Genomic DNA, 12979 nt, shown 5'->3' on the forward strand with positions numbered 1-12979 from the left:
TGATGATCAGCCAGCCAGGCACTCACCATCGCGATTGCAGGTAGCGACGAACTTGGCGCCACCGTCGCACACGACGACATAACGTTCGCTCAGTTCCTCCTTTGCCAGCAGCCAGGCACCCGAACCTACGCAGCCTTCGCGCTTTGCCAGTTGCTCGACCTCATACGACCAGGCCCCCTGCTTGGCCTTGGAAAGATCCAGGTTGATGGTTGGCGCAACGGGAGCGACAGGGGCAGCGTAGGCGACGGGGGCCACGGTCGGCGCCGCTACGAGCTTGGCCGGCGCAATGGCAACTTGGGGTGCGACAGGGACGGGAACAGCCATAGCGGGAGCCTCGGCCACCGTGGGTACGATCGGCACCGATACCGTATCGCGGCTGAGCGCCACGGTACGCACGTCGGCCTGTGGGCTTGCGCCCTCGAACTGTGCCGATGCCTGGGTCAGGCTATCGCGAAATTGCTTGATCGCGGCTTCTGTTGCTCGACGTGCCGCCAGCGGGTAATCCTTCACAAATTCCGAGAACTCGGCGTGGCCCTTACCGCTCACCGAGCCCTCCCAGCGCTTGGTGCCCTGGCGATCCGTAACCTGGGAGGCGATGGTCAATTGAAAATCGGTCGGCGGCCAGGTCATGAAGCCGGTCGATGACGATGTGGTCGATAACGTCGGCGTGAGCACGTAGTCCACATCAGCCTCCTTCAGCGCCTCGGCCGTCGAACCAACCACCTTTACTTTACGGAACACCTCGGACAAGGACTGGTAGAAAGCCAGCTCCAGATCCCGATAAGGGTAGTAGCTGATCTTGTCTCCACCACCGCCTGGCGATTCCACCTGCTTGTTGCGGTTTTCCGGCGAGATGACATACGCCACCTGCTTGTCGATCTTGCTTGCGGCAGCCGGATTGCGGATGGCCTCTGGCGCCGGACTGATCACGATCGGATGGGCGCAGGCACCGAGCAGCAGCGCCAGGCCCGCCAACGACAGCGTTTTCAGATTCGAAATAGCGAACATGTCTTGCTCCTTAGCGCGTTGCGGCGACGAAATCCTGGTCGTCATACAGTGACGCCAGCAAACGTTGTATCAGCAGGGGGTAGTTGTTCATCGCGGTGGGCAACGCAACCGGGCCGGCGAAGGAGGACTCCCACTGGCTTTCGGCCGACTTTTGCTTGTTGTAGGTTTCCTTATCCTGCTTCTTCACCACGAAACGGGCGCTGACCTTGCCGTAGCCTTTGGAGAAACCGCTGGCGTCGATCTCGTTTTCCAGCAATTCGCCACTGATCACGATCGAGGCATCGGCATTGAGCTTGTTGGCCATCTTCAGCTCCTGGGCCAGCGCCTCCTTGAGATAGTCACCGTAGCCTGCCCCCACTGGTGAGGTCATGCTCGAGCCACGCAGGCCGATGCTGTTGAGCTTCTCCTGGGCGACCTTGATCTGGCCGACCTTGGCCGGCTGCAGGGTTTCCAATTTGGACAGGTTGGCAACCGAAGGGATGTAGGGGGGTGCCTTGGTGGCACAAGCGGACAGCGCCAGAGCAGCCAGCACAGCAAAAAGCCGTTGCATATTATTCTCCCGGATATGGTTATTGATCTCCCGCACAGGCTTCAATATCGGGCCTGGCAGCGCGGCAGGATCATAGCCGGGAAGTATTCGTCGGGCTATCCACGCAATGACTGATTAGCCTTGCAGCAACACCTTTACGGATTCGGGTGGGCGGCCGATGACGGCCCGTCCCTCCTTCACGACAATGGGGCGCTCAATCAGGTGCGGGTGCAATTGCATCGCGGCCAGCAGCTCGCTGCGCGTGCGGGCGGGGTTCGCCAGATCCAGTTCGGCGTATTCGGCCTCTTTCTGGCGCATGAGCTGGCGTGGATCGTCGAAGCCCAGCATGGCCAGCAGCTTTTCCAGCGTGGCGGTATCGGGCGGGGTGTCGAGGTAGAGGACGACGTTGGCTGCGACACCTTGCTGCTCGAGCAGGGCCAGGGTCTCGCGAGACTTGGAGCAGCGGGGGTTGTGATAGATGGTGGTGGACATGGGTGGCGGACGATAGGTGGGCGAGTGAGTGTAACGCGGCAGGTCCCGGTTTGAGCGCCGACGGACGGCGAAAAGTGGCTCCGACGCGGAGTGCCCTTGCATCGTCACCTGACGATCCGGCATGGAGATCGTTATCCCAATGAAATCAAAGCGGTTTTTTGCAGACTTGGCGGGGTATTTCTGAGAAAATCGCCGATTGCTCCACGCTTTTGAACTGACTATGTCCGACAGCCCCAAGCCTATCTCCGAATTGCCCGCCGGTACCGTGACGCGTCCGCCCGCGCCCATGCTGCCCATGAGCCGCGAGGAGATGAATGCGCTGGGTTGGGACGAGTGCGATGTGATCCTGATCTCCGGCGACTGCTATATCGACCATCCGAGCTTTGGCATGGCGCTGATTGGCCGCTTGCTGGAAGCACAGGGATTGCGCGTGGGCATCATTGCCCAGCCGCGCTGGGATACGGCCGACGAGTTCCGGGCGCTGGGCCGGCCACGGCTGTTCTTTGGCGTGACCGCGGGCAATATGGATTCGATGATCAACCGCTACACGGCGGACAAGAAGCCACGCTCGGACGATGCCTACACGCCGCACGGTGCGCCGGACAAGCGGCCGGACCGCGCGGTGACGATTTATTCGCAGCGCTGTCGGGAGGCCTTCCCGGGGGTGCAGATCATGATCGGCGGCATCGAGGCCAGCCTGCGGCGGATTGCGCAGTACGACTACTGGAGCGACAAGGTCCGGCAGTCGGCCCTGGTCTACGCCAAGGCGGACATCTTACTGTTTGGCAATGCAGAGCGGGCGCTGGTGGAGGTTGCCCAGCGGGCGGCCGCCGGCGAGAAGCTGCGCGATATGCGCGATATCCGTGGCACGGCCTTCATGGCGCCCTTGGGCTGGAAGCCCGATAGCGAGTGGATGGAAGAGGATTCCAGTACGGTGGATACCCCGGGGCGGGTCGATGCGCATCCGGACCCGTATGCGATGGAACCGGAGCAGCCCAAGCAGATCGCCGGTGAGGTGTTGCCGGAGGGCGTGCAGCCGATTCGTATCGTCAGCAAGGCGGAACGGGTGAAGGCCAAGCTGGCGGCGCGGCTGAAGACCGTGGTGCGGATTCCGTCCTACGAGATGGTCGCCAACGATCCGGTACTGTATGCGCATGCGAGCCGGGTACTGCATCTGGAGAGCAACCCGGGTAACGCCCGGGCGCTGGTGCAGCAGCACGGTGAACGTGAGGTATGGATCAACCCGCCGCCGATCCCACTGACCACGCCGGAGATGGATTTTGTCTACGGCATGCACTATGCCCGCAACCCGCACCCGAGCTACGGCAAGGCGCATATCCCGGCCTGGGAGATGATCCGGTTCTCGATCAACATCATGCGCGGCTGCTTTGGTGGCTGTACCTTCTGCTCGATCACCGAGCATGAGGGCCGCATCATCCAGAGCCGGTCGGAAGAGTCGATCCTGACCGAGATCGAGGAGATCCGCGACAAGACGCAGGGCTTCAAGGGCCATATCACCGATATGGGCGGGCCGACCGCCAATATGTACCGGCTGGCGTGCAAGGACCCAAAGATCGAGTCGGCCTGCCGTCGCCTGAGCTGCGTGTACCCCGGCATCTGCGAGAACCTGAACACCGACCATGCGCCGCTGATCCAGTTGTACCGCAAGGCGCGGGCGATACCGGGGGTGAAGAAGATCACCATCGGCTCCGGCCTGCGCTACGACATTGCGGTGCGTTCGCCCGAGTACATCAAGGAGCTGGTCACCCACCATGTGAGCGGCTACCTGAAGATCGCGCCGGAGCACACCGAAGAGGGCACGCTCAGCAAGATGATGAAGCCGGGGGTGGAGGCGTTCGAGCGTTTCCGCGAGCTGTTCGACCGGTTCAGCAAGCAGGCTGGCAAGCAGCAGTACCTGATCCCCTACTTCATCGCCGCCCATCCGGGCTCCAGCGACGAAGACATGCTGAACCTGGCGATCTGGCTGAAGAAGAACAACTTCCGCCCGGACCAGGTGCAGGCCTTCACCCCGACGCCGATGGCGATGGCCACGACGATGTGGCATACCCGTCGCAACCCCTTGAAGAAGGTCAGCCGCAGCTCGGAGATTGTCGACAATGTGCGCGATGCGTACCGTCGCAAGCTGCACAAGGCCTTCCTCCGCTATCACGATCCCAAGCACTGGCCGATCCTGCGCGAGGCGCTGGTGGAGATGGGCCGCCCCGACCTGATCGGCGGTGCGGCGCACTGCCTGGTGCCGCACCCGACGGCCGAGGAGCGCAAGCAGCAGGCGCTCAAGGGCAATGCCCGCGGCGGTGGTGGCCCCGGCACGGTGGGTCGCATCCCGGCCCAGCGCAAACCCAACCTGCCAGGCGGCCGGGGCAAGCCGGCCGGCAAACCCGCCGGCAAGCCGCGTGGACGCTGATCCAGCGCGCGGCTAGATCCAGCAAAGCAAAAGGCCGTACATGCAGTACGGCCTTTTGCTTTGTGGGGCCAGGGTTCAACCCTGCGCCAGATCAAGCGTGGCTTGGAAAATGGCTTGCTCAAGCACGGCTTGGAAAGCCCAGCGCAGCGGTTCTGGCTAGGCGCACAAGCGCAGACAGTACGTTAGTACGGCAAGCGCGTGCAACAACGCCAGAAGGGCTTTCCAAGCCGTGCTTTAGTCTTCGAGGCATTGGCCGTTCGTATTACAGGTCGCGGCATAGACGGCGCCCGAGGCGCATTGCATGCGGTAGTGCTGCGAGCCCTCAGCATCCTTGACCAGCCAGGCACCGCTGCCCTGGCAGCCGTTGGCCTTGGCCATCTGTTCGACTTCGTAGGACCAGGTGCCCAGACGCAGCTTGTTGCTGCTACGGACTGCCGTGGTTGAGGCTTCCGTCGAGGCCGCGGCCAGTTGCAACCTGGCCTCGGCCGGGCGCTGGGGCGTCTCGGCCTTGGCATCCACATTTTCCAGCATGGGCTTGATCTCGACGTCAGCGTCCGCCTGGGCAGCACCACACTGTCCCACGGCAATTGCCATCAAACACACAACCCAGCCATAACGGCGCATCGCAGCCAACATGTCCATCTTGAATTCCTTGTCCTGATCAATCACAGCCCATGCCATGAGCATGGATGTGCATGATGCCAATGACAAAGACATATAGCAATGCCAATGGCATTTAGTCGATCAGCGGTAGGGCGAGAAATAGCGGGCGGGCGTGGTGCCGAACTGCTGGCGGAACACGGCGATAAAGGCGCTGACGGTCTCGTAGCCCAGCTCGGGTGCGATATGTCCGACTTGCCGACCTTGCGCCAGCCAGCGCAAGGCCTGCTGCAGGCGGGCTTGTTGCCGCCATAGCGAAAAATGCTGACCCGTCTCGGCCAGGAAGCGGCGACTGAGCGTGCGGTCGCTAAGCCCGCCCCAGGCGGCCCACTGGGTCAGCGTCCGGCTGCTGGCCAGGTCTAGCAGCAAGGCGGTGCAGATGGCGCGAAGCCGCCGGTCCTTCGGCATGGGTAGTGACAGTGGCTGGGGCGTGGCGCCCATCAGTTCATCACGCAGGACAGCGATCAGCCGGTGCTGGCGATCAGGATCGGCCGGTTCGATGGGCCATTGCACGGCGCGCTCGACGATGGCGCTGATCAGCGCAGACGGGGCCAATACACAAGGCTGGGCGGGAAGATCACGACACAGGGCTTCCTCCAGGTAGGCGCTCCAGCCCGATAGCGCGCCGTGACCTTCTGCCGAGTGCTCGCTGCGCGGTGGCAGCCAGCCGATATGGCCGGGTGGCATGACCCAACGGCCCCCGGTGGTCTGGATGACGAGCATGCCGTCGGTCAAGGCATAGAGCTGACCTTGTGCATGGGCATGGCTCGCGGTCTGGCGGTCCGCCGTGTGTGGCAGGCGGTAGGCCTGCAGGCTTGGGGATGATGAGGACATTGGCAGAGAATACGTATTTATTGTCATTTTAACGATAACTTGCCAATACTGCCCGCCGATACGATGAGGGCTCTTCAACTCACAGGCGTACATCGCAATGAAAGCCGAACAACTGCTACCGGATACCGTCAATGAAGTGCAGATGGCGGGCATGACCGTGCGCAAGGGCAGCGTAGGTGCCTTTCTGGCCAATACCCGCATCCTGGCCGAGCCCGGCGCGACGCCCCGGCAGCGCGAGGAAGCGGCGGCGGATATGGACGCCCTGGTGCCGGCATTGGCGGCGCTGGGTCTGTTCGAGGTGTTTGCCGTGCGCGACCCGGAGTTGGCCCGACGGGTCGATGCCGTGCTGGCCCGTGGCGCCGGAGACAGCCCAAGCGCCTGATCCCGCACGGGAAGTTGGATGAGCGGCAGGACGGGCGGCGGTGATTTGGCTACACTGCCGCCCTTCTCTCGAGGGGTTAGACGCAATGGCATTGAAAGCCACCATACACAAGGCCGACGTATCGATCAGCGATATGGATCGCGGTTACTACGCCAATCACAGTCTGACGCTGGCACAGCATCCGTCCGAAACCATAGAGCGGCTGATGCTGCGTCTCGCCGTGTTCATCCTGCATGCCGACGAGCGCCTGAGCTTTACCCGCGATATCGCCGGTGAGGACGAGCCTGCCTTGTGGCAGAAGAATTATTCGGACGAGATCGAGCTGTGGGTCGACCTGGGTGAGCCGGACGAGCGGCGGATGCGGCAGGCTTGCGGCCGTGCCGACCAGGTCTGGGTCTACAGCTATGGCGGGCGCTCTGCCGAGGTGTGGTGGAAGGGCATCGAGAACAAGCTCGGGCGCCTGGAGAACCTGCATGTGATCGGCATCAGCACCGAGACCCTGGCGCAGCTCGCGGCCATGAACCAGCGTGGCATGCAGTTGCAGGCCACGATACAGGACGGGCAGCTGTGGCTGTCGGACGGGACCAATACGGTGCTGGTGCAGGGTGAGAAGTTGAAGGTTGCGGGGGAGTAAGGATACGGCAATACGGCGCGATGCCAATGCAGGAGGCCGTGCGTATCGGGCCGGGATGCGTTCCACCATCCCGTCAGTGCCTGGTGGAAGGCGCTGCGCTTTTCCACCCTACGTTTGTGGGGGGATTGGCGCCTCAGCGTTCCGGCCACGCCTTGCAGGTGCGCCCAAGCTACGCGACCGCGTTACGACCAGAAAGTGAGTGCTTCCGTGATCGTGATTGAAACTGACCGCCTGATCCTTCGCCATATCTGCACTGACGATGCGGCGTTCATGCTGAAGTTGGTGAATGAGCCTTCCTGGCTGCGTTTTATCGGGGACAGGGGTGTCGGTACGCTGGAGGATGCGCGCCGGTACATACTCGATGGCCCGGTCGAGTCCTATGCCCGGCTGGGGTTCGGGTTCTATCTCGTTGAACTGAAGGAAACCGGTACGGTTCTGGGGATGTGTGGCCTGGCCAAGCGGGACTATCTGGACGATGTGGATATCGGCTATGCGTTGCTGCCGCTGTATTGGGGCCATGGCTATGTGCACGAAGCGGCCGCGGCGGTACTCCGGTACGCCAGCCTTGAGTTGGGGCTGAAACGCGTCGTGGCGACGACCCGGCCTGACAACCAGGCTTCAGTGAAGGTGCTGGAGAAACTGGGGCTGCGCCTGGTTCGGCAATTCCGGCGGCCCGACGATGACCGCGAACTCCTGTTGTTCGCCATTGACCTGGCACCCACCTCCTAGGTACAAACCCGGCCGGGCATTGCATCGCACGCGCCGCTTACCCTGTCAGCCTCTCGCCATCAGCGAGGCCACCGTGCTGCTCTGCGCGGGGTTCAGCTTCTGAGCCTTCACGGCTTTGGCCAGGGCATCGTTCAGGGTGGTCAGGCTTGCGGTCGTGGACTTGATCTGTGACTGCAGCTGCTCGGTCTGGACCTTTTTCTCTTCGGCGCTCAACTGGGTATTCGCCTGGACCTGGGCCAGTTTGTCTTCCAGCTCGCGCAGTTCCTTCTTCACCTGGCGAATGCGCTTGAGAATGTCCTTGATCTGCTGGGGCAGATCGCTCTTGTCGATATCATCGTTCGCGCCGGCACCGGCGATGCCGCCTTTGCCGGAAAGCGAGCGTGCCAGCGGACTCAGGTCCACATGGATGCTTTTGCTGCCGCTGGTGGTTACTGGTTTCAGGTCCTGCAGTGCGGTGGCGTCCTGCTTGTTGGCGACTTGCGGCGCCAGGGAAAACGCGGTGTAGCCGGCCCCGATTCGGGAAATGGATGCCATAGGGCGATGCCTCGGGGTATTTGCCGCAAAATATGGAAAGGTTTGCATTCAATGGCGGCGCCAGCCGCTATGGATTGCGGACCTGCGCTCGCAAGGGATCATAGGTAGGCGCAGCCACAGAAACAAGTCAGGCCAGGACTTGTTGCGGCAGGTGGGACCATCCGTCGATCAGGGCATCGTGCCAAACGGCTTGCAGCGCCCCATGGGGTCGGCACCTTCAGCGCATGAACCAGACCCGCTCTATGCCGGCGTCGCCTACTTCGTAGATCACCGCGAGGCTGGCTTCCCCGCTGATGGGGTGCCCGCTGACCTGCTCATGATCGATCACCCGGTTACCGGTCACGATGCGCTGGCTGACCACCGCTTGAACGGTAGCACCGGGATAGAGGACCTGGGCATAGCGCTCGCGCATGGCGGTGCGGCCTTGCAGACGCAGCGTGTGGGGGAAGTCGTAGATCTCGACATCCTCGGCGTACAGGGCCAGGAAGCCTTCCAGATCGTGGGCGTTGTAGCGTTCCAGTTGGGCTTGGGCGTAGTCGACAGGGGTCATGGGGCACGTGTCTCCAGAGAGGGTGGGCGAACATAGGCAGTGAAAAGCCCCGCCAGGGCGGGGCTTTCGGGGTGCATCAGCTCAGATCAGGCCTCGCTTGCGCAACATGGGTTCAACCTTGGGGTCCCGGCCTCGGAAGGCGCGATAGGCTTCGGCCGGTTCGCGGGTGTCACCCGAGCTGTAGATATGGCGGTACAGGCGGGCGGCGGTCTCGGCGTCGAAAGGGTTGCCGGCCTCGAGGAAGGCATCGTAGCCGTCCGCATCCAGCACCTCCGCCCACATATAGACGTAGTAACCCGCCGCGTACCAGGGGCCGGAGAACAGGTGCTGGAAGTGAGCCAGGTAGTGGCGCTGGCCGATGTCATCCGGCACGCCCAGTTGTCGGCATTGCTCGGCTTCGAAGGCGGCGATGTCGACTTCAGTGCCGTTCGGCAGCGAGTGCAGGGCCATGTCGATCAGGGCCGGGCCGGTGTACTGGATGGTGGCCCAGGCCTGGTTGAACTGGCGGGCGGCCTTGAGCTTGGCCAGCAGGCTGGCGGGGATGGGCTCGCCGCTCTGGTAGTGGCGTGCGTGTTGCTGCAGGACCTGTTCTTCCTCAGCCCAGTTCTCGAAGATCTGCGACGGTAGTTCGACGAAGTCCCGCAGGACCTGGGTGCCGGCGAGCCGCTCGTAGCGGACGTTGGAGAGCAGGCCGTGGAGACCGTGGCCGAACTCATGGAACAGGGTGCGGACGTCGTCGAAGCTCAGCAGGGTGGTGTCTGCCTTGGCGAAGTTGTTGTTGTTGATGACGATGGGCAGGGTGCCGCCAGCGATGCCGGATTGGCTGCGGAAGATACTCATCCAGGCGCCGCTGCGCTTGCTTGGGCGGGCGTAGTTGTCGCCGATGAACAGGCCGATCAGGACGTCGTCGCGGCTGCGGACCTCCCATAGGCGGGCGTCCGGGTGGTAGAGCGGGATGCCTTGCTGTTCGACGAAGCGGATGCCGAACAGCTTGCCGGCGCAATCGAACATCGCGGCGATCATGTTGTCGAGCGAGAAGTAGGGCTTCAGTTCGGCGTCGTCGAGGTCGTAGCGTTGCTGGCGGACCTTTTCTGCCAGGTAGCGCCAGTCCCAGGCGGCTATCGGGGTGGGTTCGCCCATTTGCGCAGCCATGTCGGTCAGGACCTGACGGTCCTCGGCGGCTTTTTGCTTGGCGGGCTCCCAGGCCTTGGCGAGCAGTGCATGCACGGCGGCAGGTTTGCCGGCCATGCGATTCACCAGTTCATAGTCGGCATAGGTGGCGTAGCCGTGCAGGCGCGCCTGTTCCTGGCGCAGCGCCATGATCTGGGCGGCGACAGGGCGATTGTCGTGTTCGCCGGCTTGGGCGCCACGGGCCATGCGCGCTTGCCAGATGATCTCGCGCAGGTCGCGCCGGGCGGAGAAGGTCAGGAAGGGTTCGGCCAGCGAGGGCGACAGGGTGATGACGTGGCTGCCTTCGGGCAGGCCGCGCTGGGTGGCGGCGCCGCGGGCGGAGGCCAGCAGGAAGCCCGGCAGGCCGGCGAGATCGGACTCGGTCTTGAGTTCCAGGGCGAAGCCGGCTTCATCGGCCAGGACATTCTGGGTAAAGCGGGTGCTGAGGCCGGCCAGGGCTTCCATGACCTCACCGTAGCGGGCACGATCGGCTTGCGGCAGCCGGGCGCCGGCACGGACGAAGTCGAGATGGACCTGTTCCAGCAGGCGCAGTTGCTCCGCATCCAGACCCAGCGTGCTGCGTGCCTGGTAGAGCGTGTCGATACGCTGGAACAGGCCGGCGTGCAGGTAGATGGCGCTCTCATGGGCGGCCTGGCGCGGGGCCATTTCGACTTCCACCGCTTGCAGGGCGGGCGAGGTCTCGCTGGCGGTCAGGTTGCTGAACAGCAGGTCGATGCGCTTGAGCAGGCGGCCCGAGGCATCGAAAGCCTGCAGGGTGTTGGTGAAATCCGGGGCGGCGGCCTGGTTGGCGATGGCATCGATCTCGGCCAGGTGCTGGGCGAGGGCGACATCGAAGGCGGCGACGAAGTGGCCGGCCTCGACCTGGTCGAATGGGGGCAGGCCGTAGGGGGTGTTCCAGTCTTGCAGCAGTGGGTTGCTGGCGAGCGTATCGCGCATCGTTCGGGGTTCCGACAGATCAGAAAACGACAATTCTAATGCGCCGATGCGTCAGTCGCTCGATTGTGCGACGGACCGTCGATCCGCTGGCGCAACCGAATAAGGGCTTGCTGTTAAACTGCGCGGCTTTTTCAAAAAATAATGTTATCCAGGGAGAAAAATATGAAAAGACTGCTTCTGTCCTTGCTGGCTGTGACCAGCGTTTTCATGGCGGGCTGTGCGTCCATCATGAATGGTTCCACGCACGAACTGACCGTCATTTCGGAACCTCCGGGCGCGAGCGTGCTGATCAAGTCCCGCAATGGCAGCTTCAAGCAGACAGTGACCACGCCGACTACGCTGGCCTTGCCGCGTGGCGCGGGCTATATGCAGCGCAATGACTATGTGCTCGAATTCAACAAGGAAGGCTACGAGACCCAAAAGGAAGAGCTGGATGCACATGGCAGCCGCTGGTACGGCGTTGGTAACGTCTTTTCCTTTGGCCCCCTGGGTTGGTTCTGGCTGGATGCCAAGACCGGCAGCATGTTCGTCTATGACAAGAAGGTAGTTGACGCCAAGTTGGTGCCCTTGCCCGGCACAAGCGCGCCGACGGTCAGCTACGTACCAACGCTGCCTGTAGCCACCGCAAAGCCGACACCCGTGGCCGTGGAACCGACAGCTCCCGCCGCCAAGCCTCGGGCACCGATTCCCGCCGCCACGCCCGTCTATGTCGCCCCAGTTGCCAGCCCGGCTGAAGCCCCGGCCAAGGTGGACACCAGCAATCTGAAGCTTGGCACCTGGTCCTATGACGTGGAGCAGATGGCCAAGGCCGCGGGATGCCAAGGTGAGGGTGCCTGGCTGATCAGCAAGCCCGGCATGAAGGAGGCGTATCGCGTGTTCTGCAAGGATGGCAAACCGTTTACTGCGGTTTGTGATTCGACCAGCTGCACCCGGGGCTGATACCGCATCTCCCCAAAAAAAGCCCGTCACAGGTTTGCCTGTGGCGGGCTTTTTGTTGTTTCACCCCTCCCCGATGGGGACGAGCTTAGTGTTGCGGCGTAAAGAAGCGTGTTTCGAGTTCGGTCAGGCCGACTTCTTCCAGCAGGGTCTTGAGCCGCTCGGCCTGGGCGCGGCCCGGGCGGTTGGTACGACGGGCGACGATCAGTTCGTTCTTCAGGGAGTGCTCCCAGCCGACCAGTTCGGTCACCGTGACCTGATAGCCGTGCGCTTCCAGTTGCAGGCAACGCAGGACGTTGGTGAGCTGACTGCCGAATTCGCGCGTGTGGATGGGGTGGCGCCAGAGTTCGGTCAACGGGTTTTTCAGCATATTGCCCTTGTGCTTGCGTAGTACCGAGGCAACCTCGGCCTGGCAGCAGGGAACCAGCACGATGGACTCGGCCTGTTTTTCCAGCGCGAAGCGGATGGCGTCGTCGGTGGCGGTGTTACAGGCATGCAGGGCGGTCACGACGTCGATCTGCTCTGGCAGCGCCGAGGAGGTGATCGAATCGGCGACCGAGACATTGAGGAAGGACATGCCTTTGAAGCCGGCACGATCGGCCAGCTCGCGCGAGCTGTCGACCAGGGCGTCGCGCGTTTCGATGCCGTAGATATGACCTTGCGGCGCCTGCTCCTTGAAGAACAGGTCGAACAGGATGAAGCCGAGATAGGACTTGCCGGCGCCGTGATCCACCAGCCGGACATCGGCATGCTTGCCCAGTGCATCCTTGAGCAGCGGCTCGATGAAGTTGAACAGGTGGTAGACCTGCTTGAGCTTGCGGCGGCTGTCCTGATTGAGCTTGCCGTCGCGCGTGAGGATGTGCAGTGCCTTGAGCAGCTCGACGGACTGGCCGGGGCGGATATCGTACTTCTCGGTCATGGTGTGTTTCTATTTACGGCGGGTGAGCGCCGAATGGTACGCCCAGGTGGGTTTTGCTGGAATTGCTGATTTCACCACACTGTGACGGTGGGATGACGACCATCGTGGCGGTGCCCAAACTGGCTGTGTATGTTAGCGATCGCCGATGACCGATTTCGGCCCGGAAGTGACGCCAGAAAACAGATCGGCCGCCAGCAGCGGCCCAAGCTGCCCGCGCCTT

Annotated in this window: 14 protein-coding genes; 5 read left to right on the forward strand and 9 right to left on the reverse strand. The window is 62.7% G+C overall.

What is annotated here, in order from left to right; all coding sequences use genetic code 11:
- Window positions 1-6: 6 nt before the first annotated feature.
- The 3 genes from ACYVHK_RS16770 to arsC all read right to left on the reverse strand — a co-directional run bounded on the left by ACYVHK_RS16770 (window position 7) and on the right by arsC (window position 2029).
- A complete protein-coding gene (locus ACYVHK_RS16770) occupies window positions 7-1008 on the reverse strand; it encodes a hypothetical protein (RefSeq protein WP_460534426.1) in 1002 nt (333 codons plus the stop codon).
- A 10-nt stretch (window positions 1009-1018) separates the two neighbouring features.
- Complete coding sequence (locus ACYVHK_RS16775; protein ID WP_460534428.1) at window positions 1019-1558, reverse strand: hypothetical protein; 540 nt, start codon at window positions 1556-1558, stop codon at window positions 1019-1021.
- 114 nt (window positions 1559-1672) lie between these two features.
- On the reverse strand, window positions 1673-2029 hold the full coding sequence (arsC, locus tag ACYVHK_RS16780; RefSeq protein WP_460534430.1) for an arsenate reductase (glutaredoxin): 357 nt from the start codon (window positions 2027-2029) through the stop codon (window positions 1673-1675).
- A gap of 220 nt (window positions 2030-2249) precedes the next feature.
- On the opposite strand from arsC, the gene ACYVHK_RS16785 reads away from it, so the two are divergent.
- The gene (locus tag ACYVHK_RS16785; protein ID WP_460534432.1) at window positions 2250-4454 is read left to right on the forward strand and encodes a B12-binding domain-containing radical SAM protein; all 2205 of its coding nucleotides are present in this window, start codon (window positions 2250-2252) and stop codon (window positions 4452-4454) included.
- Window positions 4455-4688: 234 nt separating this feature from the next.
- On the opposite strand, the gene ACYVHK_RS16790 is transcribed toward ACYVHK_RS16785, so the two are convergent.
- Window positions 4689-5135, reverse strand: coding sequence for a hypothetical protein (locus tag ACYVHK_RS16790; RefSeq protein WP_460534434.1), 447 nt, complete (start codon window positions 5133-5135; stop codon window positions 4689-4691).
- Window positions 5136-5198: 63 nt separating this feature from the next.
- Window positions 5199-5948, reverse strand: a complete 750-nt coding sequence (locus tag ACYVHK_RS16795) for an AraC family transcriptional regulator (RefSeq protein WP_460534436.1) — start codon at window positions 5946-5948, stop codon at window positions 5199-5201.
- A gap of 97 nt (window positions 5949-6045) precedes the next feature.
- Here ACYVHK_RS16795 and ACYVHK_RS16800 point away from each other — a divergent pair, with 97 nt between their 5' ends.
- The 3 genes from ACYVHK_RS16800 to ACYVHK_RS16810 all read left to right on the forward strand — a co-directional run bounded on the left by ACYVHK_RS16800 (window position 6046) and on the right by ACYVHK_RS16810 (window position 7693).
- The gene (locus ACYVHK_RS16800) at window positions 6046-6330 is read left to right on the forward strand and encodes a hypothetical protein (protein WP_460534438.1); all 285 of its coding nucleotides are present in this window, start codon (window positions 6046-6048) and stop codon (window positions 6328-6330) included.
- Between the two features lie 85 nt (window positions 6331-6415).
- Window positions 6416-6964 carry a YaeQ family protein gene (locus ACYVHK_RS16805; protein ID WP_460534440.1) on the forward strand — a complete coding sequence of 183 codons (549 nt, stop codon included), beginning with the start codon at window positions 6416-6418 and terminating at the stop codon, window positions 6962-6964.
- Window positions 6965-7171: 207 nt separating this feature from the next.
- Window positions 7172-7693, forward strand: coding sequence for a GNAT family N-acetyltransferase (locus ACYVHK_RS16810; RefSeq protein ID WP_460534442.1), 522 nt, complete (start codon window positions 7172-7174; stop codon window positions 7691-7693).
- 45 nt (window positions 7694-7738) lie between these two features.
- On the opposite strand, the gene ACYVHK_RS16815 is transcribed toward ACYVHK_RS16810, so the two are convergent.
- The 3 genes from ACYVHK_RS16815 to ACYVHK_RS16825 all read right to left on the reverse strand — a co-directional run bounded on the left by ACYVHK_RS16815 (window position 7739) and on the right by ACYVHK_RS16825 (window position 10904).
- Window positions 7739-8227 (reverse strand): hypothetical protein, encoded by a 489-nt coding sequence (locus ACYVHK_RS16815; RefSeq protein ID WP_460534444.1) that lies wholly within the window; start codon window positions 8225-8227, stop codon window positions 7739-7741.
- Window positions 8228-8444: 217 nt separating this feature from the next.
- Window positions 8445-8777 (reverse strand): nuclear transport factor 2 family protein, encoded by a 333-nt coding sequence (locus tag ACYVHK_RS16820; protein WP_460534446.1) that lies wholly within the window; start codon window positions 8775-8777, stop codon window positions 8445-8447.
- 81 nt (window positions 8778-8858) lie between these two features.
- Window positions 8859-10904, reverse strand: coding sequence for a M3 family metallopeptidase (locus ACYVHK_RS16825; RefSeq protein ID WP_460534448.1), 2046 nt, complete (start codon window positions 10902-10904; stop codon window positions 8859-8861).
- A 162-nt stretch (window positions 10905-11066) separates the two neighbouring features.
- On the opposite strand from ACYVHK_RS16825, the gene ACYVHK_RS16830 reads away from it, so the two are divergent.
- Window positions 11067-11843 (forward strand): SPOR domain-containing protein, encoded by a 777-nt coding sequence (locus tag ACYVHK_RS16830; RefSeq protein ID WP_460534450.1) that lies wholly within the window; start codon window positions 11067-11069, stop codon window positions 11841-11843.
- Window positions 11844-11928: 85 nt separating this feature from the next.
- Here ACYVHK_RS16830 and ACYVHK_RS16835 read toward each other — a convergent pair whose 3' ends face one another.
- Entirely contained in the window at window positions 11929-12759 is an 831-nt protein-coding gene (locus ACYVHK_RS16835) for a class I SAM-dependent methyltransferase (protein WP_460534452.1), read from the reverse strand.
- Window positions 12760-12979 lie beyond the last annotated feature (220 nt).

Source organism: Chitinimonas naiadis, from assembly GCF_054780835.1.

Bases quoted from the DNA above. Each gene is read 5' to 3' on its own strand.
- ACYVHK_RS16800 (WP_460534438.1), top strand. From the start codon at position 6,046: ATGAAAGCCGAACAACTGCTACCGGATACCGTCAATGAAGTGCAGATG.
- ACYVHK_RS16830 (WP_460534450.1), top strand. From the start codon at position 11,067: ATGAAAAGACTGCTTCTGTCCTTGCTGGCTGTGACCAGCGTTTTCATG.
- ACYVHK_RS16825 (WP_460534448.1), bottom strand. From the start codon at position 10,904: ATGCGCGATACGCTCGCCAGCAACCCACTGCTGCAAGACTGGAACACC.
- ACYVHK_RS16790 (WP_460534434.1), bottom strand. From the start codon at position 5,135: ATGGCATGGGCTGTGATTGATCAGGACAAGGAATTCAAGATGGACATG.
- arsC (WP_460534430.1), bottom strand. From the start codon at position 2,029: ATGTCCACCACCATCTATCACAACCCCCGCTGCTCCAAGTCTCGCGAG.
- ACYVHK_RS16785 (WP_460534432.1), top strand. From the start codon at position 2,250: ATGTCCGACAGCCCCAAGCCTATCTCCGAATTGCCCGCCGGTACCGTG.
- ACYVHK_RS16795 (WP_460534436.1), bottom strand. From the start codon at position 5,948: ATGTCCTCATCATCCCCAAGCCTGCAGGCCTACCGCCTGCCACACACG.
- ACYVHK_RS16835 (WP_460534452.1), bottom strand. From the start codon at position 12,759: ATGACCGAGAAGTACGATATCCGCCCCGGCCAGTCCGTCGAGCTGCTC.
- ACYVHK_RS16815 (WP_460534444.1), bottom strand. From the start codon at position 8,227: ATGGCATCCATTTCCCGAATCGGGGCCGGCTACACCGCGTTTTCCCTG.
- ACYVHK_RS16820 (WP_460534446.1), bottom strand. From the start codon at position 8,777: ATGACCCCTGTCGACTACGCCCAAGCCCAACTGGAACGCTACAACGCC.
- ACYVHK_RS16775 (WP_460534428.1), bottom strand. From the start codon at position 1,558: ATGCAACGGCTTTTTGCTGTGCTGGCTGCTCTGGCGCTGTCCGCTTGT.
- ACYVHK_RS16770 (WP_460534426.1), bottom strand. From the start codon at position 1,008: ATGTTCGCTATTTCGAATCTGAAAACGCTGTCGTTGGCGGGCCTGGCG.
- ACYVHK_RS16805 (WP_460534440.1), top strand. From the start codon at position 6,416: ATGGCATTGAAAGCCACCATACACAAGGCCGACGTATCGATCAGCGAT.